Here is a 25,259-nt window from a genome sequence, read left to right on the forward strand (position 1 = left end):
GGAGTGGCCATACTGAAGATCGTTCAGCTTATTACACGAATGGATAAAGTTGGAGGTGCGCAAAAACATGTGGAGGCACTTGCTATCCACTTAAAACAGGATGGGCATGATGTCACAGTAGTGACGGGCTCCTATCAACCATCACTGTGGCGCTTACAAGAGCATAAAATTCCTGTTATCAGTATATCTGCTCTTCAACGGGCTATTCATCTAGCGAAAGATTTTCAAGCATTTTGGCAATTAAGAGCCGTTTTCAAACATCTACAACCAGACGTTATAGCCACCCACTCCTCTAAGGCTGGTGTGATCGGTCGCGTAGTTGGTAGGTTGTTAAAAATTCCAACTATTTTTACAGCGCATAGCTGGAGCTTTACAGAAGGTGTTCCTTACAAGAAAAAGCTATTCTATCAACGGATGGAAAGATCTATTCAGCCATTTACGACAAAAATTATTACGGTGTCTGAATATGATCGGGAACTAGCACTAATGAAAAAGGTCGCTCCTGCTCATAAATTGCTGACTATTCACAACGGCATTGACCCTATAGAGAGAAATGAGACAACTGAAAAGATATGCATGGAGCAGCCAGTCATTGTCATGGTTGCTCGTTTTGAAGTGCCTAAAAGACAAGATGTCTTGTTAAAGACTTTAGCGGAACTGACGGATATCCCTTGGCACCTTCAATTGATTGGGGATGGTTCTCTGCGTCCAGCTTTAGAACATTTCGTTGAACAAAATGGTTTATCAAATCGTGTAACATTTTTAGGTAATCAATTAGACGTTCATTCTTATCTGGAGAAATGCCACCTATTTGTTCTGTTATCAGATTGGGAAGGCTTGCCGATTTCGATTATTGAAGCGATGCGCGTAGGTCTTCCTATTATTGCAACAAATGTAGGTGGTGTGAAAGAGCTTATTAATGATCATGACAATGGGTTTTTAGTGGAGCGAGAGAATAATGAATTATTGAAGAAGAGGCTGCATCAATTATTAATGGATGCTCCTTTAAGAGGGGAAATGGGGACGGCCAGTGAGCAGCGTTATTTACAGTACTTCACCTTCACCCCCATGTATCAAAAAACATTACTGGTTTATCAACAGGCTGTTTCAGAACTAGTGAAGAAAGGGGATTAAATTGCAATTAATTCGCATTAGAACTGATGATGAGCTTATGTGGTACAAGGAAATTTGGGATGCCATTTTAGAAGAAGAGAACAATGATAATCCATTTATAGAATTTGCGTGGTTTTATAATTGGTGGCAAATTGTAGGACGGAAAGAGCGTGTAGAGCTTTACGCCATTGAACATGACGGGACGATTAGGGCCTTTTTTCCTTTTACAGTGTCTATTCGTTGGGGGATAAGGGTGTATGCTTTTGCGGGAGAAAACATCGCCAATTATACAGGGGTTGTGGCTAAAAAGGAATGGTTACAGCAAGTTACAACCTTTGTATTTGATGAGCTGATTAAAAAGCATCGGCATATTCTTTTTTCCTTGCATGGGTTATTAGAAAGCAAGGTGTCTACTAAGATCTTAGAGCAATACTTTGTAGAAAGACAATTACGTACAAGCCTGTTCCGAGTTGTGACACCCTATCTTGCTTTTTCAGAAATTGATTTTCAGCGGCATTTCAATCAACGTCGAAAAATGCATGGCGTTAATCGACGAGAACGAAAACTTAGAAATTTAGGCTCCTTAGAACGACGTGAGCCTTCACAGGACGAGCTTTGGCAAATGTTTCGGTTATTTGATCGACGATGGGCAAAAAAACTAGATACAAGTGGCTTTACAAAAGGCAAGAAAAGAGATTTTTTTGAGCGTTTAACGATGCTTAAAGGTGAGGCGTTACAGGTAGAGGTCGATGCACTTGTCTTTGAAAACCAGTGGATTGCTTTTACCTATGGATTATGCTGTCGTGGCCGCTATGTAACATATGCTCTTGCGCATGAGCCAACTTTTAATTTATTTGGTGCTGGTCGTATAGTCACTCAGGAAACCATCCAGCGAACGTTTACTGCTAACTATCGCTTATATGATATGAGCATAGGCTATGAGTCTTATAAATTTGACTGGCGCTCCGACATTGATTTTACCAGACAGATGCTTGCTAGCAGCGGTACGAAACGTACAAATCTACTGGCAGGTTTTTTATCGTTAAAGCAAAGGCTCAAAGAATTTATGAAAGGGAACCAACGAGTCGTAGATTGGAAGCGTAACACACTGGGCCATTTACGATACTTAGTAAAGTATGGAAAGGTAAAAGATTGGCTAGAATATGGACAACAATTCGTAGAAAAATTTATTCGTTTGAAACAAGTGGAGCTGTATGAATTATCCCCATCAGAGGACGTATCACCACAGCAACCTGTCGGAAACTTATTTGAAGAAATGTCGATTCAGGAAGCGATGCAGCTTGATCAGGAAAAAGTCATGGCCCTCCTTTATAAGGGCTATACGATTTATAAAGACTCCTTTGCGGAAACGAATAAGCTGGCGTTTGCATTACATGCCACAAACTGGCGAGTGGATTCAATGCAAATTGTAGAAGCCTTACCGAAACAAACCTATTTTTTAGCCTATGATGTTTTCAAACAAATCGATATTATTACAGCTTTTTTACGGAAAATAAAACCAGCACAAACATTGTGGATAACGGTAAGTTTTTGGCAATGGCGCAAGCGCAAGCGCTTAGTACAGCTAGGCTATAAACCTATTTCTCGAATGAAACATTATAAAATTGCTCGTTTTGAGCGACACCGTGTAGAAAAATATACAGAGAGTGGGGGCGATGTACATTCTGTCCATTAAAAGTAAGCGATGGAATATCGCAATGCAGCATTTTTATTTTCTAGAAAAGCCAGCCAATTTTCGAAAGTCTATGAAAGTTGTAGGCTATACGCATTCATTAGTACCAAGTCGGAAGCTTGTAAAAAACGAAACGATTCACATTTCTTTGCAAGAGCATGAGCTTTCATTGTATTTAGCACTGTCTGAAGGGAATCGTAAAATCTTACGACGTGCCCAAAAAGAATCCTATCAAGTCATTTTGTATAAAGAGCCATCCATAGAAAATTTGAAAGCCTTTCAGCAATTTTACAATCAATTTGCCAAAAGAAAAAAAATTGAAGCAATCAGCAAGTCGCAAATGGAAACGATTCTGCTCCTCAATGAACAGGGTGCATTATTATTATCAGAGATCCAGAGTTTTTGTGGACAGACATTATGTTATCGATTAGATATTGTGCATGAGAAAAAAGCGATGTCTTATTTCGAGGCAACATGTCATGGAACGGCATTGCCTGCACAACTAAAACGTCCTTTCCGTTATGCAAATCGGTTTTTAATTTGGCATAATCTGCTACACCTAAAGGAGCAAGGTTTTGTCTTATATGATATGGGAGAATTAACGGACAATCGAAATGTACGAGCCTTTAAATTAAGCTTTGGTGGCCAGGTTGTTCATGTTTACTCAGGCTACATTATCCAATCAAAAATACGTGCACTACTACTAGGTGTGCAAAAATGGAGGAAGTAGCAACATGAATGGTGGGGGTCTCGTTATTTCATTAGATTTTGAGCTGAATTGGGGTGTCCATGACGTATTTCGTTATGGCCAATACAATAAAAACCTATATGGTGTACGTAAAGCCTTGCCCAGGATACTAGCGTTATTTGAGCAATATGACATCCATGCAACTTGGGCTACAGTTGGATTATTGTTTGCTGAATCAAAGGCAGAAATGGCTCATTATTTGCGAGGTATCCCTGTGAAATATGAAAATATGCGCTTTGCAGCACATACACAGCTAGCAAAAGTTGGCGAAAATGAACAAGAAGATCTACTGCATTTTGGTAAATCCTTACTAGAGGAAATTAAACGTACACCACATCAGGAAATAGGAAGTCATACCTTTTCTCATTTTTATTGCTTGGAGAAGGGCCAAACAGAAGCTGCCTTTTGTGCAGATTTACATGCAACCAAAACAATTAGTGACGGTTATACTGCGCCCATGAAATCCATTGTCTTTCCTCGTAATCAAGTAAACAAAGACTATTTTACAGCATGTTTAGAAGCGGGGTATGTTTGTTATAGAGGCACTGAAAATCATATGCTATATGACGCGCAAACGTTTACGAAAAAGGGAAGACTTTTAGGTGCTAAGAAGTGGTTAGATAGCTATTGGAATATAACTGGTCATCATATAGCCACCCTGGAAGAAATGCAAGAGGAGCAACTGATTAATATTCGATCAAGTGCTTTTTTAAGACCATACTGTAGTCCATTGCGTATATTCGAAAATTTAAAAGTAAAGCGAATAAAGGAAGGCATGCTCAAGGCTGCACAGGCACAAGCCTTTTATCATTTATGGTGGCATCCTCATAATTTTGGCAAGCATATTGATAAGAATTTGGCGATGCTAGAAGAACTATTAAGTTATCATCAAGAACTGCGTAGTCAATATAATTTTCAAAGCTATTCCATGTATGAGGTAGCGGAACTTTGCGATAGCCTTTCGAAACAGCAGAAGTAGACGAAATGGAAGAGTTCTCTGCTTGAGTAAGAGAGATTTCTGGACGAAGAGTTGGTAAAAAAGAGGTTCGCTCTCTGAAGAGTATTGACAGTGCTCGCACAAGAGAGAAAGCCACTCATAAAGAGTCTCAAAGGAATCACAAAAGAGTGGTACCCGCTCATTAAAAGTGTCAAAGCGCTCAAGGTCGGTGAACAACACTCAAAAAGTTGAGAAAAGCCACAATCTCCTAACAAAAGAAACATGCAATTTCTGAGCAAACTGATTTCAAGTTTGCTTTTTTTATTTGCTCAAAAGAATATTTTCAATAAAAGAGAAAAAAAGAAAAACTTTGACGAAAATCATTGGACGAATGGTACTATTACTATAAAGAAAATATGTTAGGACATTTACAGAGGAGCACCAATTGATTTAGGTCAATTGAACTTGAAAGGAAAAGAGAAGAAGGTGGTAGATGAATATGTTTACACAGTCAGAATGCCAATGGAGGCAGGAAAATGGATCAGCTATGCATCAGTGGATAAAGCAACAAACAAATCCGAATCCGAATGAGGTGGATATTGTCGTATATGGCGCTCTTTTATCATATGCCAATGGTGCGTCATCAAAAGCGCAATACCCAACAGCCTTTCGTAAGGCTTGGCCAGGGTTTCAATCGTATAATTTAGATGAGCAGGTGAATTTACGTGCCCTTTCAGTTGTGGATATCGGGGATGTCGCGATTCTAGAAAATGATAGAATGCTTTCGGAATCTGCCATCGAGGCTGCTGCGGAAAATTTAAGTATAGCCTTTCAAAGAAGTTTTACTTGTTTGATAGGGGGAGATCATACTATTACCGCACACTCCATAAAAGGTATAAAAAATGCCTTTCCACAAGATCGCATTGGCATCATTCAGATTGATACGCATTTAGATGCAAGAAACCAAGAGGAAATTGGTTTAGCGCAAGATTCTCCAATTCATCAGTTAATTGCAGCAGGGATTGTGGAGGGGAGACATGTCTATAATGTCGGTTTGCATGGCTTTTTCAATTCACCCGAAATGATTCATTATGCTAAAGAACAAGGCATTCATATGATTACGTTAAAACAAATGCGACGTGATGGTATTCAACTCACAATACGTGAAATGCTGCGTCAGCTTATGTATGAAGTAGATCGCATTTATGTGTCAGTGGATTTAGATGCACTTGATATTGTATTTGCCTGTGATGTTCCTGCAGCCTCACCTGGTGGTTTAACGGCTTATGAGTTATTTGATATCCTCAAGCTTATTGGTGAAAATGAGGGTGTTCGTCATATTGATTTTGTTTATGCTGATCCTAAAGAAGGTATACTACGTCCAGAAACTGTTAAAATCGGTGTAACTGCATTTTTACAATGGTTAACAGGCATTCAGCTAGATCATCGTAATCGTATCTCGAAAAAAGGAAAGGTTATGTTGTAAAGCAAGAGTATTTCCGAGTATTAACAATGCTGATTTTTAAAAGTTTGCTATAATGTTTAAGTAGAAAACAATAAATAAATACAAACTTTGTATTGTAATAGAGAGGAAATTATTATGACAACAAAACCAAAATTATTGATTGTCGACGGTATGGCTCTGTTATTCCGTTCTTTTTTCGCTTCGGCTGCTATGGGGCATTTTATTCGCTTGGCAGATGGAACACCAACGAATGGAGCCCAAGGGTTTGTGCGACATGTTCTAACAGCACAAACTATTATGAAGCCAACACATATGGCTGTTTGCTGGGATATGGGCGCACACACATTCCGCAATGATTTATTTGATGGCTATAAAGCGAATCGCCCAGCACCTCCAGAGGAAATGCTACCACAATTTGATATGGCGAAAAATTTATCGCAGCAAATGGGCTGGCAAAATTTCGGCGTGAAGGGCATGGAGGCAGATGATTTAATTGGCTCCATGATAACGAAATGGCAGGACGAGGCAGACATTACGGTCATTAGTGGTGATAAGGATTTACTTCAGCTTTTAAGACCATCTACAGAAATTGCGTTTATGAAAAAGGGCTATACAGAATATGATATTTATACACACGCTCGCTTTAAAGAAGAATATTGTATTGAACCATCACAGTTTGCACAGGTGAAAGCTTTTATGGGTGATTCAAGTGATGGCTACCCAGGTGTGAAAGGGATTGGTCCTAAACAAGCATTAACGCTTATTCAAACATATGGCTCAATAGACAAAATCCTGGTATCTCTCGGTGAATTGAAGCCAGGTCAAAGAACAAAAATTCAAGATAATTTAGATATGTTGCAGCTATCACATGAGCTTGCAACGATTCAAACCAATGTACCAATTGACGCTGATTTTACAAGCCTTGTGTTACCAACTTACGAACCACATATTTTTAAAGCAATAGAAGAGCGTGGCTACACGCTAATTGCCAAGCATGCCCGTTCTTTGTATTCGCTTATTTAATCAATCATCGCAGAGTATAGTCATATGCTCTGCTTTTTTTATTGTAAGGAAAAGAATAGAGAGCAAATAGAAGGTTAATCGATATTTGCTCTAGTAAGGAACCATTTTCACGAAGGATAATACCTTTTCGTTGTCTTTATAGAGAGCCTGTCGTATTTGGCTATCACGATGTGGACCACCATTATCATGGAATATTAGCCATAGCTTATCATTTTTTATCTCATAGCCAATAAGCGGTACCCAATGATAAGCAAAGGTTGATTTTTTATCTCGCCACTGAAGGCTAAAATAGCGATCAAAACGCATAGCAACTGGTCGACCTGCATCAATTTCCTGTAGAGCTTCCTTTAATGAACAAGTTCGAATATCCCACGTTGGAAGCAGTTGACGAAGATGGTGTATCAGTCTCCATTTGAATAAGCCTATTTTTGTACTACCAAGCAGTTTATATAGCTCATTAATGGAAGGAGTTGACTCATTTAAAAAATTTAAGATGACATGAATGGTAGTAGGTCCACAGGCAGAATTGCGATAGCTTGGTGCAATGGAAATCTCATATTGTGAAGCCCCTCGTAGTGCCAATTGGTGACGCATAATAAACTCCTTTCAAAAAGAGCTGCATTTCAAGAAGAAATGCAGCTCTCTCGCCATTATTGTTGAGCAGATAAAAATTCTGTTACTTGCTGAGGTGTTTTTGCATTTGCACTATGTAAGTGTGCAAGTTTTTCACCATTTTGGAAAATCAATAGGCTTGGAATTCCCATAACATCGTACTTATCAGCGATTTCTGGAAGTTCGTCACGGTTTAGCTCATACCAGTCATATTGGTTGTACTCTTCAATGATTGGATCGATGAACATATTCATACGTGTGCAATCAGGGCACCAGCCAGCATAAAATTTCACTAAAACTTTTTGGTCGCCAGCGATTAATTCGTTAAATTGTTCTGCAGTAGTAATAGTTTTCATTAAGTATTCACTCTCCTTGCTTTCCATTCTACACATTTTTCTCGCAATCTGAAAGTTTTCTGTTTGGCCGTTTCAATCGCTACTTCTTGTCCTCTTTTAGCTCGTTAAAAACAAAAAAAGATGTATACTGCAAAAATAATTGTTGAAAAAAGATTGCTAAATTAGACAAAATAATCTACACTAAAAACAGAAAAGTAGTTTTATCTTCATTCATTGAGAAGTGTCGTTTTGGAACGAAGATAAACCTTAGTCGTGCTTGGTTGAATGGAGGGAATCTCATTCAACAAAAGGACAAAAAATTTACTAAGGTACACTTGATATTTTTTTGGCCAAAAAATGAATGGCTATTCATTCAATGGGAGAATAAGGGGGAATTGCTTGTGACTTACAACATTAAAAAAGCAGCTGTTCTAGGTTCTGGGGTGATGGGCTCTGGAATTGCAGCACATTTAGCAAATATCGGTATACCAACATTACTATTGGATATTGCACCAAAGGAACTAACGCAAGAGGAAGAAGTAAAGGGCCTTTCTTTAGAGCATCCAGCTGTTAGAAATCGTATTGTAAACGGAGCTTTGCAAAAGTTATTAAAGCAAAAGCCAGCACCACTTACTTCTAAGAAAAATTTATCACTACTATCAGTTGGCAACTTCGAGGATGATTTAGGGAAACTAAAAGATGTAGATTGGATTATTGAAGTTGTTGTAGAAAACTTATCAATTAAACAAAGTCTGTACGAAAAAATTGATGCAGTTCGTTCACCAGGAACAATCATTAGTTCAAACACATCTGGTATTAGCATTAATGCGATGGCAGAGGGACGTTCAGATGATTTTCAAAAGCATTTTCTTGGCACACACTTTTTCAACCCACCTCGCTATTTAAAATTATTAGAAGTGATTCCTGCCAATACAACTGCTCCTGAAGTAGTTAGCTTCATGAAAACGTTTGGGGAAGATGTGCTTGGTAAAGGTGTTGTACTTGCAAAAGATACACCAAACTTTATTGCCAACCGCATTGGAACATATGGTTTACTTATCACTTTACAGGAAATGTTAAAAGGTGGTTACTCTGTTGGTGAGGTAGACTCTGTAACAGGTCCGCTTATCGGCCGTCCAAAGTCTGCAACTTTCCGTACGCTAGATGTAGTTGGTTTAGATACATTCATTCATGTAGCGAAAAATGTTTACGATCAAACAACAGGTGAGGAGCAGCAAGTATTTGCAGTACCTGAATTTTTACAAAAAATGGTCACGAACGGTTGGTTAGGTGCAAAATCGGGTCAAGGTTTCTTCTTAAAACAAGGAAAAGAGATACATGAGATTGATCCAGCAACCTTAACGTATAGTCCAGCCAAAAAATTAAAAACACCTTCTATTGAAATGGCAAAACAAACTCGTGGATTGGCCAATAAAGTGAAGGCGTTAACCTATGCAAAGGATCGTACAGGCGAGCTATTATGGGGGATTTTTGCACCAACGCTCCTTTATTCTGCACAGCTACATGGGGAGATTGCAGATGATATCGTAGCCATTGATAACGCGATGAAATGGGGCTTCGGTTGGCAACAAGGGCCATTTGAGATTTGGGATGCTATAGGCGTAAAAGATTCTGTGGCGAAAATGGAGGCTGAGGGCCGAGAGGTACCTGTATTTGTCAAAGAGATGTTAGCAAATGGCGTGGAGACATTCTATACAGAATTAGACGGAGATTTAGCTTACTATAATGGTTCACAATATGTGAAAGTGCCAGTCAATGAAAAAGAGATTAATTTAAAACGTTATAAGAAAAAGCATGGTGTGATTAAATCAAACACAGGTGCTAGTTTAATAGATTTAGGGGATGGAATTGCATTACTTGAGTTCCATTCGCAATCCAATGCAATCGGTTTGGATATTATCCAAATGATTAACTTTGCGGTAGATGAAGTAGAGGCTAACTATAAAGGCTTAGTCATTGGTAATCAGGGGAAAAACTTCTGTGTTGGGGCTAATCTAGGAATGATTTTAGTAGAAGCACAGGATGATAATATATTTGAGCTAGATTTCGTCATTAAGGCATTCCAAGATGCTATGCAGAAAATTAAATATTCACGTAAGCCTGTTGTAGCAGCACCGTTTGCCATGACATTAGGCGGGGGAGCAGAGGTTTGCTTACCAGCTGCACATATTCAAGCAACAATGGAAACATATATGGGCTTAGTGGAAGTAGGGGTTGGATTAATCCCAGGTGGTGGCGGAAATAAAGCGCTCTATCAAAAATTCCTCAAGGGCTTACCAAACGGCGTAGAGGTAGACTATCAACATATTGCTAATAAAGTATTTGAAACAATTGCGATGGCGAAGGTTTCAACATCTGGTGAGGAAGCACGTGAAAATAATTTCCTAAACTTTGCGGATGGTATTTCAGTTAATCCAGATCATCAATTGTATGATGCGAAGCAGGCGGCATTAGCACTTTACGAAGCGGGCTATCAACCACCTGTACCAACTAAAGTGCCAGTGGTCGGTGCATCAGGCTATGGTACATTACTCATCGGTGCGCAAGGGATGTTTGAGTCAGGCTTTATTAGCGAACATGATTTAAAAATTGCTAAAAAATTAGCTTATGTTATTGCAGGTGGAAAGGTTCCGTACGGCACATTAGTCGATGAGCAATATTTATTGAACTTAGAGCGTGAGGCATTCCTTAGTCTTGTTGCTGATCCGCTATCACAGCAAAGAATGCAACACATGCTGTTAAAAGGTAAACCACTTCGTAACTAATTGACGAAATAGATCAATCTTGCACATGAAACAAAGGGGGATTAATACGATGCGTGAAGCCGTTATTGTAGCAGGAGCACGAACTCCAATTGGAAAAGCAAAAAAAGGTTCTTTAGCAACAGTAAGACCAGATGATTTTGGTGCTGTTGTAGTCAAGGAAACATTGAAAAGAGCAGGCTATGAAGGGCCAATTGATGATTTAATTTTAGGCTGTGCAATGCCTGAAGCAGAGCAAGGAATGAATGTAGCACGTAGTATTGGGGCACTTGCTGGATTACCAGATACAACGCCTGCTCTGACAATTAACAGATTTTGCTCATCAGGTTTACAGGCAATTGCCTATGCAGCAGAGCGAATTATGTTAGGACACTCAAAGGCAATTCTTGCTGGTGGTGTAGAATCCATGAGTATGGTGCCGATGGTAGGGAATACACCACGTTTAAATCCGACTTTAGCAGAAACGGCTCCACAATATTATATGGGCATGGGGCATACAGCTGAGGAAGTAGCTCGTCAATATAATGTTAGTCGTGAAGACCAAGATGCTTTTGCTGTTCGCTCGCACGAGCTTGCTGAAAAGGCAATTAAAGAAGGTAAATTCAATGATGAAATTGTACCAATCGAAGTGGAACAGCATTACGTAGACGATAACAATAAACCACAGGTGAAAAAATTCACATTTAGTATGGATGAAGGTGTACGTCCAGGTACATCAGTTGAAGGTTTGGCAAAATTGCGTCCAGCTTTCCACGTAAAAGGCAGTGTAACGGCGGGGAATGCCTCTCAAACTTCTGATGGTGCAGCAGCTGTACTAGTAATGGATCGTGAAGAAGCTGACAAGCAAGGACTGACACCAATGGCAAAATTCCTAGGCTTTGCAGTTGGCGGTGTACCTCCTGAAGTAATGGGGATCGGGCCTATCGTGGCAGTGCCAAAAGCGTTGGAAATTGCAGGTTTATCCATCGAGGATATTGATTTATGGGAAATCAATGAAGCGTTTGCTTCACAGTCATTACAAGTGGTACGTCATTTAGGCATCGACCAAGAGAAAGTCAATGTCAATGGTGGAGCGATTGCATTAGGTCACCCACTAGGCGCAACGGGAGCTATTTTAACATTAAAGCTAATTCATGAATTGAAGCGTCAAGGGAAGAAATATGGCGTAGTGACAATGTGTATTGGTGGCGGCATGGGTGCTGCTGGCGTATTTGAAGTTCTATAATTTTTGCTAGATCAGCTTGAGGTGTACAGTTTACGGTTGCCTCCGAACATTGTATACGTCAAGCTTTTCTATATATGATCATTAGGGGAATCAACTAACAAAAAGATATATTGGGAGGAATTAATCATGACTGAAAAAACAACTGATTTCATTAAAGGCGGCGGATTTCTTATTGAAGATGTGGAATTAGATCGTGTATTTACACCGGAAGATTTCACTGACGAACATAAAATGATTGCTAAAACAACAGAGGAATACGTTACAAATGAAGTTTTACCAGTAATGGAAAATTTAGAGCACCATGAATTTGAACATTCAGTGCGTCTCCTAAAAAGTGCAGGCGAATTAGGCTTACTTGGAGCAGATGTGCCTGAAGAATACGAAGGGCTTGGATTAGACAAAGTTTCTTCCGCTTTAATCGCTGAAAAAATGTCTGTTGCAGGTGGTTTCTCTATCACACATGGTGCTCATGTTGGAATTGGGTCATTACCAATTGTTCTATTCGGTAATGAAGATCAAAAGAAAAAATATTTACCTAAGCTTGCTTCAGGTGAATTAATCGCTGCCTATGCATTAACAGAGCCAGGTTCAGGTTCAGATGCTCTAGGTGCAAAAACGACTGCAAAATTAAATGAAGCTGGCACACATTATATTTTAAATGGTGAAAAACAATGGATTACGAATGCAGGCTTTGCTGATGTATTTGTGGTCTACGCAAAAATTGATGGCGATAAATTCTCTGCCTTTATCGTAGAACGTGCCTACAATGGTGTTTCAGTTGGTCCTGAAGAAAAGAAAATGGGGATTAAATCATCATCAACTCGTACATTAGTATTGGAAGATGCGGAAGTACCTGTAGAAAATCTATTAGGCGAAATTGGGCGTGGGCATATCATTGCGTTCAATATTTTAAACATTGGTCGTTATAAACTAGGCGTGGGCACAATTGGCGGATCGAAACGTGCATTGGAGTTAGCTATTCAGTATACAAACCAACGTCAGCAGTTTAAGACAAAGCTTTCTGATTTCAATCTGACAAAAGAAAAATTATCAACAATGGCTTCTCAATTGTATGCTTCTGAATCATTAAACTATCGTACTGTTGGACTATTTGAGGATCGCTTAAGCCAGTTAAGCCTGGAAGAGCAAAAGCAAGGAAAAGTAATTGCAGGTGCGATCGCCGAATATGCGATTGAATGTTCTATTGCCAAAGTATTCGGTTCAGAAACATTAGACTATATTGCTGACGAAGCTGTCCAACTTCATGGCGGTTATGGCTTTATGGCTGAGTATGAGGTAGAGCGTATTTACCGTGATTCTCGTATTAATCGAATTTTTGAAGGAACAAACGAAATTAACCGCATGATTGTACCTGGTACATTTATGAAAAAGGCGCTAAAAGGTGAGCTGCCATTATTACAAGTGGCTCAAAATTTACAGCAAGAGCTGCTTATGCTAATGCCAGAGGAAATCGGTACAGAGCCGTTAGCACAAGAAAAATATTTAGTGAAAAATGCCAAGAAAATTGCTGTCTTAGCTGCAGGCTTAGCAGCCCAACGCTTTGGTGCAAAGCTTGATCAAGAGCAAGAAGTATTGGTAAACATTGCGAATATAGCTAACCAATTATTTGCAATGGAATCAGCTGTCTTACGTACAGAAAAGGCAATTGCTTGTGACGGTGTTGAAAAAGCACATCAAAAATTGCTATACACACAAATTTTCTGCCAGGAAGCATTCGCAGAAATCGAAAAGGAAGCAAAAGACACAATTCTTGCTTCAGCAGATGGCGATGCAGCCCGTATGACATTATCTGCACTGCGTAAGCTAACGCGTAATAATCCATACAATCTAATTGTGAAGAAGCGTGAGGCTTCAGTTAAATTAATTGATGCTGAAAAATATATTGTTTAAAGCGCACACCTAACCTAGCTATCTGCAAAAGATAGCTAGGTTTTTTTATATAAGAAAAATGACTAATATCGTAAGAGGACGGATAAAAATGCAAAACTAGTGGATAAACTTACAAAAAAGAGTGAAGTTCACCATTGAAAACAACTATGATGGTATACTACAGAAAAAGACAGAAGAGGAGCATTGTAATGACGATTCAATTTTTCCATTATCCGAAATGTACAACATGTAAAAAGGCACAGAAGTGGTTAAATGAGCATGAGGTTTCCTATGAAGAGGTACATATCGCAGAGCAACCTCCCACTAAAGAAGAATTAACAGCTATTTGGCAGGCTAGCGGACAGCCTTTGAAGAAATTTTTTAATACCTCAGGTATGAAATATCGTGAGCTTGGCTTAAAGGACAAGTTAGCCGAAATGACGGAGGATGAGCAGCTTGAGTTATTAGCTTCAGATGGTATGTTAATTAAACGTCCCATCGTCACAGATGGAAAAAAAGTTACTTTAGGTTTTAAAGAAGTAGATTTTGAGCAAGCTTGGAAATAACCGTATTAAACCTTGTATTTAGAGGAGAAGTATGGCACACTGAAAGTGAATATATTACATATTTATGGAGGGGTTTTTTGCATGAGCACACCTAAAGACTTACGATACTCTGAAGAACATGAATGGGTAAAAGTAGAAGATGGAAAAGTACGTATTGGTATTACTCACTTCGCACAATCTGAATTAGGAGATATCGTATTCGTTGAGCTTCCACAAGTTGGCGACGAAATCAAAACAGATGATCCATTCGGTAGCGTAGAATCAGTAAAAACTGTTTCTGAATTATATGCACCAATCTCAGGTACTGTAGTGGAAGTAAATGCAGATTTAGAAGATAGCCCAGAATTCGTTAATGAATCACCATATGAAAAAGCATGGATGATCGTTGTTGAGCCTGCTGATGCATCAGAAGTTGAGAAACTAATGACAGCAGAGCAATACGAAGAAATGATCGCTGAATAAGACAAGCCATAATCGAAAAACGTCGGCAACTACCGGCGTTTTTTGTTATATAATGACTTATAAGTGGGGATCTCTAAATGGAGGTGGCGTAATGTTCGAGGGAAAATGCTTGATAGTAGAAGGGCGTTCAGATAAGCTACAAATTGAGCCTATTTTGAATGAGAATGTTACAATACTATGTACGAATGGTACAATTGGTGTGCATCAACTAGAAGAACTACTGGATCCCTATGAGGGCTGTGAGCTATTTACTTTTTTTGATGCAGATACTTCTGGGGATAAGCTACGTGCATTAATGGACAGACATTATCCAGAAGCTGAGCATCTGCGCACAATGCCAACATACAAGGAAGTAGAAACGACACCAAGAAAAGTCCTAGCGATGATTTTACTGCGTGCACATTTTTCAATCCATAATGAATATATTTTGTAAGGTTGCGTGAGTAAATGGAAGAATGGTCAACAGAGCAGTGGGAAACGGCTAAACAGTCGGGAGAGAAAACTGCATTTTATTTATATACTCCGATGTGTGGAACATGTGCAGTGGCATCTAAAATGATGTCCGTTATTGAACAATTACTGCCACAGCTACAAATTGGTAAAGCAAATATCAACTTTTTGGAACACATTGCCTATGAGCATCAAATTGAAAGTGTTCCCTGTCTACTCATCAGTGATGGCGGAAAAGTGACAGAAAAAATTTATGCCTTTCAATCCGTACCATTTTTATATGAATTGTTAAAAAAATCAATTGACTGAACTTTACTAGCGTGGTAAAGTATCAAATATATTACTAAAACATTAAATATATCGAACTCTTATGAAGAGTGGCGGAGGGAAGTGCCCTATGAAGCCCGGCAACCATCACAATGTGAAAAGGTGCCAAATCACTCAAAGATTTTTCTTTGAAAGATGAGAGAACGGTTTAACGTATCATACGTGACCCCTTCTACTTGTCTGTGAGTGAAGGGGTTTTCTATATGAGAAAAGGAGTATTCGCTATGATCCAGCTTCAAAATATTACAAAGAAATACAAAACAGCAAATGGCGAATTAACGGCAGTCAAAGACGTCAACCTTACTATTAATAAAGGTGAAATTTTTGGCATTATCGGCTATAGTGGTGCTGGTAAAAGTACCATGATTCGTTTATTAAACGGTTTAGAGAAACCGACAGCAGGAACAGTAACGGTGAACAATCAAGAATTTTCATCGATAAAAGGGCAAAAGCTTAGAGCGGCTAGACAAAAGGTAAGTATGATTTTCCAGCATTTCAATTTACTTTGGTCGAGAACAGTTGCCGAAAATATTGCATTCCCTTTAGAAATCGCAGGCTTCCCAAAGGCTCAACGTGAAGCACGTGTGAAGGAATTGATTGCCCTTGTAGGCTTAGAAGGGCGCGATAAGGCCTATCCATCCCAGCTTTCTGGTGGACAAAAGCAGCGTGTAGGAATTGCACGTGCATTAGCGAATAATCCAGAGGTTTTACTATGTGATGAGGCGACTTCCGCACTCGATCCTGAAACAACGGATGCTATTCTTGATTTACTCGTAGATATAAATGAACGCTTAGGCTTAACAATCGTCCTGATTACCCACGAAATGCATGTCATTCGCAAAATTTGTCATCGTGTAGCGGTGATGGAGGCAGGCGAAATTGTGGAACGTGGTGAGGTATTGCAAGTCTTCCAAGCCCCACAGGCAGCTATTACTAAGAAGTTTGTATCTCAAATTACAGACACTAAGGAAACACAAGATACGGTAGCACAAATTAAAACAAACTATCCAACTGGACAACTTGTCAAACTTATTTTTGTTGGTGAAAAAACAGAACAGCCTGTCATCTCACATCTTGTGAAACAATTTGATGTAGAAGTAAGTATTGTTCACGGAAATATTTCGCAAACAAAAAATGGTGCATATGGTACATTGATTGTGCAAATTGATGGCTCTCAGACAAACGTCACTGAAGCCCTTCGTTATTTAAATACAGTGGAAGTACAGACGGAGGTGATTGAAAATGCTAACTAATCTCTTTCCGAATGTAGACTGGGAAAATATGTGGCAAGCTACGTATGAAACATTATACATGACAGCTATATCAACGGTTGTGACATTTATTCTTGGGTTAGTCATTGGTATTGTTCTATTTTTAACTAGTCCCAATCAGTTATGGGCAAATAAAATCGTTAACTTTTTAACAGGATCACTCGTAAATATTTTCCGTTCCATTCCATTTATCGTATTAATTATTTTATTAATTCCATTTACGAAGTTTTTACTAGGTACAATTCGAGGAGCTAATGCGGCGTTACCTGCATTAATTATCGGTGCAGCACCGTTTTATGCTCGTATGGTATTAATTGCGTTACGTGAAATTGATAAAGGTGTGATTGAAGCAGCTCGTTCAATGGGGGCGAAAACTTCTACAATTATTTGGAAAGTATTGGTTCCTGAATCATTGCCAGCCTTGATTTCTGGTATCACTGTAACGGCTGTTGCTCTTGTAGGTTATACTGCGATGGCAGGAATTATTGGTGCAGGGGGTCTTGGTAACTTAGCTTTCTTAGACGGCTTCCAGCGAAATCGCCAAGATGTGACATTAATGGCAACTATTTTGATCTTAGTAGTCGTATTTATTATTCAATGGATTGGTGATTTAATTACCGAGAAAATTGATAAACGCTAGCAAGTAAAAGAGGTTATTTCGGTTCTTACCGCTAACATATTTTAAACAAATAAAAGGGAGTGTCATAAATGAAAAAGTTATTAGCAGGATTATTTTTATCAATACTTGTACTAGCATTAGCAGCTTGCGGTACAGATAAAAAAGAAGATGAAAAATCAGCATCAGGTGATCAAACAGATAGCAAAGAAAACGTAACATTAAAAGTAGGTGCTTCTAATACACCACACGCAGTCATTTTAGACAAAGCAAAACCGATCTTAGCTAAAGAAGGCATAGACCTTGAAATTGAAACGTATACAGATTATGTTCTACCAAACCAAAATTTAGAGTCAAAAGATATTGATGCCAACTATTTCCAGCACATTCCTTATTTAGAGCTACAAATTAAAGACAATGGCTATGATTTCGTCAATGCAGGTGGCGTTCACATTGAACCAATTGGTATTTACTCAAAAAAATATAAAACGTTAGAAGACCTGCCTGAAGGCGCAACAATCTTACTTTCTAACTCAGTATCTGACCATGGTCGTATGCTGTCATTATTAGAGGCTAAAGGCTTAATCAAATTAAAAGAAGGCATTGATAAAACAGCAGCAGAATTAAAGGATATTGAAGAAAATCCTAAAAACTTTAAATTCGATGCAAATACTGCACCAGAGATGCTTGTACAAATGTACGAAAATGATGAAGGCGATGCAGTACTTATCAATTCTAACTTTGCCATCGATAACGGTTTAAACCCAATTGAAGATGCTATTTCTCTTGAAGATAAAGAATCTCCATATGTTAACATCATCGCTGTACGTGCAGGTGATGAAACAAAACCTGAAATTAAAAAATTATTAGAAGTATTAACATCTAAAGAAATCCAAGACTTCATTTTAGAAGAGTGGAAAGGAGCAGTAGTACCAGTTAAATAATATTCGAAAGGTATGTGAGTCATATAACTCATATACCTTTTTTATAAATCCCTTAAGTATTTGTCATACTTAAAGGATTTTTTGCATTTATTAATTATTTAGCCTGAAATAGAAGTTTTGAAATTATTGATAAATATAATGTAGTTTATTGCACTATTATTGTCAGGATTTGATGGAAATAGGTATTTTATAACGTTTTTCGAAATGTTTAGAAATTGTTTAGTTTCAATTAGTACTATATAAACGTTAACAAATTGTTGAATGTTTTTGATTAATCGTTTTTCACTGAAAAATCATGCAGTGGTAATTAGCAGTGAAAGGAGTTTGTTTAAAGCTAAATTCTTTAACGTTAAATCTGTTAGAAGTTGAATATTGTTTAGATAGAGGAGTAAATTTTTATGAAAATAAAAACGCAATCATTAAGCTCAGTGCTATCAAAGAAAATTAAATCTAAAACTGCGACTATTGGGGTTATTGGACTTGGTTATGTGGGGTTACCATTTGCTGTTGAGATTGCGCAAAGTGGTTTTCGTGTTATAGGTTTTGATAAAAATCAAGATAAAATCAGACTGTTACAGGCAGGTGATAGTTATATAGCTGATTTATCTAAAGAAAATATACGGCAAATCATTAAAAATAAACAATTTGAAGTCACTAATGATTTTGCTAAACTTTCGCATGTTGACGTAGTAGTAATTTGTGTACCAACACCTACAACAATAGATGGAACGCCTAATATTTCATTTATAGAAGAGGCAACGTATAGCATTGCAAGAAATATTAAGTCTGGTGCACTCGTTATTCTTGAAAGTACAACTTACCCTGGGACAACAGAAGATATTGTTCAGCCCATTTTTCAAAAAAATGGTTTTGTTATAGGTAATGATTTGTTTTTAGCTTATTCACCAGAACGTATAGATCCAGGCAATAATAGGTTTTCCGTTTCGAATACGCCGAAAGTGGTTGGGGGTATAACAGCAGCATGTCTAGAAGTATCAAAGGTTTTTTATGAAACAGTCATTCATACCACTATATATACTGTGACGAGTCCGAGAGTAGCTGAAATGGAGAAATTACTGGAAAATACATTTCGGCAAATCAATATTGCCCTTGTCAATGAGTTAAGTCAAATTTGTTATAAAATGGATATTGATGTTTGGGAGGTTATTCAAGCAGCTACTACAAAGCCATATGGTTTTATGCCGTTTAAACCCGGACCTGGAGTTGGGGGACATTGTATCCCCGTAGATCCTAAATATTTATTATGGGCTGGGCAACAGCATGGCATCTCTGCAACATTGATTGAGGCTGCAGATAAAGTCAATGAATCAATGCCGAACTTTGTTGTGAATAGATTAGAAATTTACTTACGTAAACTAAATAAAGAACTATGTAAGGCCAGTATCGTTGTCATTGGTGTTACCTATAAACCTAATATAAATGATCCACGTGAATCTCCAGCACTTCGTGTTATCCAACAGCTATTAGATAGTCAGTGTGAACTAAAGATTATCGATCCGTTTATTCAAACATTCTCTGTACAACAATCCCTTTTAAACACAGTTCCATTAACGGCAGAAATAATCAGACAGGCAGATGCCGTATTAATTTTAACGAATCATGCAAATATTGATTACTCTTTAATTGATCAACAGGCTTCCTTAATTTTTGATACACGTAATACCAATTTTGCGTTCGAAAATAAAAATTATCACAAGTTATAAGGGGAATTCATTGGAAATGAAACTACTTAAAATCTGTAGTCTGCTTATTTTATTGATTCTAACGGGATGTCACTCCGCTACCGAAGAAACGAATCATCCTGTTGATTCATCTATTAAAATCAAAAAATCTGATGGGTCAATGAGTGATTTAATTAGTCATGCCAATATTGTCGTATCGAAAGTTGCCTTAACATTTAATGGCTTTGCAGATAACGAAACAATGGAGCAATTACTAAGAAAATTAGATGAATCGAATATGAAAGCGACTTTTTTCTTGGAGGGCATGCGTGTTGCTCAAGAGCCAGAGCTTGTGAAGGATATCTTAAAGAGGGGTCATGAGGTACAAAACGGTACATTGACGTTTCCAAATGTAGCGACGTTAGATTATGACCAGACGTATGAAGAAATTTTTTTAACTAATCAAATTTTTGAAGAGCATTTAGGCTATACACCGAAATATGTGCGAAGTCGCTCAGGTGATGTAACCGACAATATGCGTTTAGTAGCAGCCACACTAGATATGAAGGCTGTTATTGGATTATCTATTAATCCACTTGATAGAAAAATGCAAAGTGCTCAAGAGCTGATTGACTATATCAGCCAATATATTGATAGGGGCTCTATCATCCATCTCAACACATACATTAATCCTGCCATTATTGATACCATTCCCTTAATAGCGCAATTAGCTAAAGAACGTGAGTACACGATTACTACGTTAAGCGATGTGTTAGACGAACGATATTTAACAAAGTCTGTAGAAGAAATAAAAGGGTATGACGCTGTTAGCCCCAATTTAAACTATGAGCATGCCAAGCCAAATATATATTATCGAAAAGAGACCTCCAAAAAAGAAATAGCTATTACTTTTGATGATTGGGCTCATGAAAAGCGCGTAAAAGAAGTACTGGACGTTTTACGAAAATATAATATCAAAAGTACATTTTTCTTAATTGGTAGTGGAGTCGAGAAAAATCCACAGTTAGCAAAAATGATTGTAGAGGAAGGTCATGAGGTAGCAAGTCACTCCTATTATCATTTAGATGTTACGAAAATGACACCTGAAGAATTGCAGGATGATTTAGTGAAGGCTCATCGAGCGCTGACCTATGCGTTACAAGAGCCACCGCTTTTATATTTCAGACCAGCGCAAGGCATAATGGATGAGCGAACAGCCAAAATTATTACTGCTGCGGGGATAAAAACCATTGCAATGTACGATATTGCTTCTTTTGATTGGAATTTAGATTTTAAAGCACAGGACATTTATGAACGAGTAATCGAAAGGGCTGCACCAGGGAAAGTCATTGTCATGCATATTTTAGATGGAACGAATACAGTAGAAGCATTACCACTAATTATTGAAAAACTACAACAAGATGGCTATAGCTTTAGTAAAATGTCGACTTGGATTGAGGAAGATATAAGTAGGGATGTGAATGAGTGATGACAACGAAAAAAGAGATTTTAACGACACCACGCTCTGACCGCCGAATTCTATCAAATATTCCCGATCCTGAAAATGTACGAAACCTAGTGGATCGACGTGGAGCATCCTACCAGAAAGAGGAGATTGATCCTACAGATGTGAACGAAGTTTATCGTCTCCAACGAATGAGTTTACGCTATGAAACAAATTTTGAAGTTCAGCTTAAAAGACCTAGACGTCCAGTGAGTTCAAATAAATATTATGCAGAGGATATTTCAGTAACGGGTATCCTTGTTTACTCCCATCAGCCCCAACAGTTATTAATCGATGAAATACTAACAATGGGATTCACAATACCAGGAGGGGCAATGCCAGAGGGCTATGAGTCCAAAGTCAAGTTAAAGGCTCGGGTTGTACGTTATTTTACGAAAGAAGTAGATGAACAAATCCGTTATTACATTGCTTGTGAATTTTTGCATCCATTAAATGAATATATGATAAAAAACCGTTGGGGCGTTTCTATTTTTGTAGCTAGTTTGTTTTTCTTGATTGTGTCCCTTTGTGTCATATTAATGAGAGCAGAAAGTTTGATTTATTTCAGATTTAATAAATTTTTATATCTTTATAGTATTATTGCCGCAACGTTTCTGTTAAGTAGATATATGTTTGGTATTCTCTATAAAAATGTACCAATTAATCCGAAGTTTGAACCAGGTGTATCCATTATTATCCCTGTGTTTAACGAAGAGGAATGGATTCATCGCACGGTATCAAGTTGTATCAATCAGTATTATCCAGTGGATAAGTTAGAAGTAATCGTTGTTGATGATTGTTCAACAGATCGCACAGAAGAAAAGGCAAAGGATATGATTAACCTTATACATGGTGAGGGTGAACGTTTTAGGACGAATGATCGCTTAAAGTTTTTTAAGCTCCCACAGAACGGAGGAAAACGTGAAGCCTTAGTTGCAGGGGTTCATCAAGCAAAACATGAATTAGTTGTGTTTGTGGATTCAGATAGTTTTTTAGAGCCACATGCCATCCGCAATTTAGTTCAGCCTTTCCAAGATCCTAAAATGGGCGGTGTGGCTGGTCGAACGGAGGTTGAAAATAAATTTACCAACTCGCTTACAAAATTACAAGCAGTCCGTTATTATATAGCTTTTCGAATTATGAAAGCAGCTGAATCATGGTTTGATACGGTTACTTGTTTATCGGGGCCATTAGCCTGCTATCGGAAAGAGCTTATTTTAAAAAATGAAACAGCCTGGCTCAATCAAAAGTTTCTTGGTCAGCCAGCTACATTTGGGGATGACCGCAGTATGACCAATTATATCTTAAAAACACATCGAACAGGCTATCAGGATAATGCAATTTGTTCTACGATTGTTCCTTCTGATACGAAAGTTTTTTTATCACAACAAATGAGATGGAAACGTTCTTGGCTTCGAGAATCATTACGTGCATTTTTATTTATGTGGAAAAAAGAACCTTTTATGTTTCTTTTCTTTATCATTGGTTTAATTGTGCCAATCGCTGCCCCGATTATTGTTGTATATAACTTAATTTATGTACCATTGATCTATGGCATTTTTCCAACAACGTTTCTACTAGGCTTACTATTAATGGCTATGTTAATGAGCTTGGCACATTTATTCTTTAGAAAGAGCACACTGTGGGGGTTTGGTTTTATCTTTGTTCTATACTATGAATTTATTTTGCTCTGGCAGATGCCAGTAGCATGGGTTACTTTTTGGAAATCTACATGGGGAACAAGAGAAACACCTCAAGACGTTTTAGAGAAAGAAAAGAAAATGGAGAAACAGAAATTACGAAGATCCCTATTTCAGTTATTTAAAAAAAGAAAAATGGGTGAGAAGGAATGAAAGGAAAAAGCATAGAACTTCAGCCAGCTAAAAAAAATCGTTGGAAAATCATTCGTTCGATCGTACAATTCATCATTGTGTTTTTCTTAGCTGTGATATTAATAAAAGCTATATTTTTGACAGAGAAGCGAACTGCTGAAGCAGTGCCATTAAACAATAAAGACGGGTTTATAGCCCTTTCTTATTTCGGGGTAAGTAGAAATGATTCTCCTAAATATGTATCAAAAAAGAATTTGGAAGAACAATTAACATTATTGAAAAAGCAAGGTTTTCAAACAATTACACAAAAGGATATATTAGATTTCTATAAAAAAGACAAACCATTGCCTAAAAAAGCATTGTATTTATCATTTGAGGATGGTCGCACAGATTCTAGTATTTTTGCTCAAAATATTATAGAAAAATTAAATTATAAGGCGACAATGTTTACGTATGCCAATAAAATGGCTACGAGGGATAGTAAATTCTTAAAGCCTAAAGATTTAAAGTTGATGAAAAGAAGCGGATATTGGGAATTAGGATCTAATGGGTATAGATTAACCTATATTAATGTTTTTAACGATAAAGGACAATCACTTGGTGTTATCGATGAAAATGATGTACCTAATAAAACAACGATAGAATACTACAACCATTATTTAATGGACTTTATTCGGAATCCATATATGATTCCAAGTGAAACACGACAAGAGATGGAAGAACGCATTAAGAAGGATTACACGTTGATGGAGGATATTTATCAACAAGAGTTTGGCGAAGTGCCAAAAGCTTATGCGATTATGCATGCTAATTCCCTTTATAACAATATGGACCTGTTAGTCCAAAAAATGAATGACAAGGAAATTAAAGACAAGTTTCGCCTGCATTTTAATTTAGAGAGGAGTGCCTATAATGATCGAGAGGCAGATCTTTATAACTTAAATCGCTTACAAGTATCACCGTATTGGTCAACCAATCATGTCATGATGAAAATTTTTCAAACTAGTAAACAAAACATTGAATTTAAGATAGGCGATCCTCAAATAGCACAAAATTGGCATGTGGTAAATGGAGCAGCTGAATTTGAAAATAATGAAATTACCTTAACCTCTCCTCCATCTAGTGAAGGCAGAATTCTCTTAAAGGATGCTTTAGCCGAAAGCTTTCAAGCACACTTTACTTTTAAAGGAAATGTTGTAGGTCAGCAAGCTTTCTACACCAATTACGATGAAAAAACAAACAGCTATTTACGAATTGCATTAGTAGATAATGAGATTGTAGTAAGTGAAAAATTACCAGAGGCAGGTATTGTTGAGAAGGAGCGCTTTCAGTTAAATAAAATAAAATGGAATGAAGAGGAATATGCATTTAACAAAGCGACCGTTTACACCTATCGTGATACTCAAAAGGGTTCTCGCATTGACGACAAAGAGTACCCAAGAAACCTAGCGAAAAAAAGAGTATTTCACATTAACGTCAATCAGGATAAAATAGAAATAAATGTAGATAATGTATTATCCGAGACCGTTCAAATAAATCCAGCATTACAAGGGTCACAGATTGGGTTTGGTGCGTTATACAGTAAAAAGGATACTTCACATGAACAGTATGCAGATGATATTTACGATACATTCGTAGAGGATATTTTGATTACAGATAGTAAAAAGCAAATCATTTATACAAACCAATATACGAATTTTGAGAAGGTAAAGAAAAAAACTATAGCTATGATAAACGATGTAGTGGATTTCTTTATTGAAACCTTCTAAACTGAGGTGAAA

Annotated in this window: 22 protein-coding genes and 1 riboswitch; of the genes, 20 read left to right on the forward strand and 2 right to left on the reverse strand. The window is 37.7% G+C overall.

Features of this window, described 5'->3' with window-relative positions:
• Window positions 1-3 precede the first annotated feature (3 nt).
• The 6 genes from HCH28_RS12860 to HCH28_RS12885 all read left to right on the forward strand — a co-directional run bounded on the left by HCH28_RS12860 (window position 4) and on the right by HCH28_RS12885 (window position 6,979).
• Window positions 4-1,134, forward strand: a complete 1,131-nt coding sequence (locus tag HCH28_RS12860) for a glycosyltransferase family 4 protein (protein WP_221681251.1) — start codon at window positions 4-6, stop codon at window positions 1,132-1,134.
• Window position 1,135: 1 nt separating this feature from the next.
• A complete protein-coding gene (locus tag HCH28_RS12865; protein ID WP_221681252.1) occupies window positions 1,136-2,809 on the forward strand; it encodes a GNAT family N-acetyltransferase in 1,674 nt (557 codons plus the stop codon).
• A complete protein-coding gene (locus HCH28_RS12870; RefSeq protein WP_255601300.1) occupies window positions 2,790-3,536 on the forward strand; it encodes a hypothetical protein in 747 nt (248 codons plus the stop codon). Before HCH28_RS12865 ends, HCH28_RS12870 begins: the two co-directional genes overlap by 20 nt.
• A 4-nt stretch (window positions 3,537-3,540) precedes the next feature.
• On the forward strand, window positions 3,541-4,533 hold the full coding sequence (locus HCH28_RS12875) for a polysaccharide deacetylase family protein (protein ID WP_221681253.1): 993 nt from the start codon (window positions 3,541-3,543) through the stop codon (window positions 4,531-4,533).
• Window positions 4,534-4,990: 457 nt separating this feature from the next.
• Window positions 4,991-5,977 carry an agmatinase family protein gene (locus HCH28_RS12880; protein WP_255601302.1) on the forward strand — a complete coding sequence of 329 codons (987 nt, stop codon included), beginning with the start codon at window positions 4,991-4,993 and terminating at the stop codon, window positions 5,975-5,977.
• Window positions 5,978-6,091: 114 nt separating this feature from the next.
• Window positions 6,092-6,979, forward strand: coding sequence for a 5'-3' exonuclease (locus HCH28_RS12885; RefSeq protein ID WP_221681255.1), 888 nt, complete (start codon window positions 6,092-6,094; stop codon window positions 6,977-6,979).
• Between the two features lie 90 nt (window positions 6,980-7,069).
• Here the strand turns inward: HCH28_RS12885 and HCH28_RS12890 are convergent, their stop codons facing one another.
• Entirely contained in the window at window positions 7,070-7,573 is a 504-nt protein-coding gene (locus tag HCH28_RS12890; protein ID WP_221681256.1) for a C39 family peptidase, read from the reverse strand.
• Window positions 7,574-7,629: 56 nt separating this feature from the next.
• A complete protein-coding gene (locus HCH28_RS12895) occupies window positions 7,630-7,974 on the reverse strand; it encodes a thioredoxin family protein (protein ID WP_081010969.1) in 345 nt (114 codons plus the stop codon).
• Window positions 7,975-8,327: 353 nt separating this feature from the next.
• Between HCH28_RS12895 and HCH28_RS12900 the strand changes: the two genes are divergently transcribed.
• From HCH28_RS12900 to HCH28_RS12965, 14 genes are all read left to right on the forward strand, one after another.
• A complete protein-coding gene (locus HCH28_RS12900) occupies window positions 8,328-10,712 on the forward strand; it encodes a 3-hydroxyacyl-CoA dehydrogenase/enoyl-CoA hydratase family protein (RefSeq protein WP_221681257.1) in 2,385 nt (794 codons plus the stop codon).
• Between the two features lie 49 nt (window positions 10,713-10,761).
• A complete protein-coding gene (locus HCH28_RS12905; RefSeq protein ID WP_221681258.1) occupies window positions 10,762-11,934 on the forward strand; it encodes an acetyl-CoA C-acetyltransferase in 1,173 nt (390 codons plus the stop codon).
• 126 nt (window positions 11,935-12,060) lie between these two features.
• A complete protein-coding gene (locus HCH28_RS12910; protein ID WP_221681259.1) occupies window positions 12,061-13,845 on the forward strand; it encodes an acyl-CoA dehydrogenase family protein in 1,785 nt (594 codons plus the stop codon).
• 188 nt (window positions 13,846-14,033) lie between these two features.
• Complete coding sequence (locus HCH28_RS12915) at window positions 14,034-14,390, forward strand: arsenate reductase family protein (RefSeq protein WP_004228225.1); 357 nt, start codon at window positions 14,034-14,036, stop codon at window positions 14,388-14,390.
• 81 nt (window positions 14,391-14,471) lie between these two features.
• Entirely contained in the window at window positions 14,472-14,852 is a 381-nt protein-coding gene (gcvH, locus tag HCH28_RS12920) for a glycine cleavage system protein GcvH (RefSeq protein ID WP_004228227.1), read from the forward strand.
• Window positions 14,853-14,943: 91 nt separating this feature from the next.
• Window positions 14,944-15,285, forward strand: a complete 342-nt coding sequence (locus tag HCH28_RS12925) for a toprim domain-containing protein (RefSeq protein WP_004228229.1) — start codon at window positions 14,944-14,946, stop codon at window positions 15,283-15,285.
• 14 nt (window positions 15,286-15,299) lie between these two features.
• Window positions 15,300-15,611 carry a thioredoxin family protein gene (locus HCH28_RS12930; protein ID WP_221681260.1) on the forward strand — a complete coding sequence of 104 codons (312 nt, stop codon included), beginning with the start codon at window positions 15,300-15,302 and terminating at the stop codon, window positions 15,609-15,611.
• A gap of 56 nt (window positions 15,612-15,667) precedes the next feature.
• Window positions 15,668-15,771: riboswitch (SAM riboswitch) on the forward strand.
• An 82-nt stretch (window positions 15,772-15,853) separates the two neighbouring features.
• Window positions 15,854-16,882: a methionine ABC transporter ATP-binding protein gene (locus HCH28_RS12935; RefSeq protein WP_004228232.1), complete on the forward strand. Its 1,029-nt coding sequence runs from the start codon at window positions 15,854-15,856 to the stop codon at window positions 16,880-16,882.
• A complete protein-coding gene (locus tag HCH28_RS12940) occupies window positions 16,872-17,540 on the forward strand; it encodes a methionine ABC transporter permease (RefSeq protein WP_004228234.1) in 669 nt (222 codons plus the stop codon). Before HCH28_RS12935 ends, HCH28_RS12940 begins: the two co-directional genes overlap by 11 nt.
• A gap of 68 nt (window positions 17,541-17,608) precedes the next feature.
• Window positions 17,609-18,460, forward strand: a complete 852-nt coding sequence (locus tag HCH28_RS12945; RefSeq protein WP_004228236.1) for a MetQ/NlpA family ABC transporter substrate-binding protein — start codon at window positions 17,609-17,611, stop codon at window positions 18,458-18,460.
• 398 nt (window positions 18,461-18,858) lie between these two features.
• A complete protein-coding gene (locus tag HCH28_RS12950) occupies window positions 18,859-20,184 on the forward strand; it encodes a nucleotide sugar dehydrogenase (protein WP_221681261.1) in 1,326 nt (441 codons plus the stop codon).
• A 16-nt stretch (window positions 20,185-20,200) separates the two neighbouring features.
• Window positions 20,201-21,631: a polysaccharide deacetylase family protein gene (locus HCH28_RS12955; protein WP_255601310.1), complete on the forward strand. Its 1,431-nt coding sequence runs from the start codon at window positions 20,201-20,203 to the stop codon at window positions 21,629-21,631.
• Complete coding sequence (locus HCH28_RS12960; RefSeq protein WP_221681262.1) at window positions 21,631-23,499, forward strand: glycosyltransferase family 2 protein; 1,869 nt, start codon at window positions 21,631-21,633, stop codon at window positions 23,497-23,499. The genes HCH28_RS12955 and HCH28_RS12960 overlap by 1 nt, the downstream gene beginning before the upstream one ends.
• A complete protein-coding gene (locus tag HCH28_RS12965; protein ID WP_221681263.1) occupies window positions 23,496-25,247 on the forward strand; it encodes a polysaccharide deacetylase family protein in 1,752 nt (583 codons plus the stop codon). The genes HCH28_RS12960 and HCH28_RS12965 overlap by 4 nt, the downstream gene beginning before the upstream one ends.
• Window positions 25,248-25,259: the final 12 nt, after the last annotated feature.

Source organism: Lysinibacillus sp. K60 (genome assembly GCF_019731275.1).
Taxonomy (GTDB): Bacteria; Bacillota; Bacilli; order Bacillales_A; family Planococcaceae; genus Lysinibacillus; species Lysinibacillus capsici.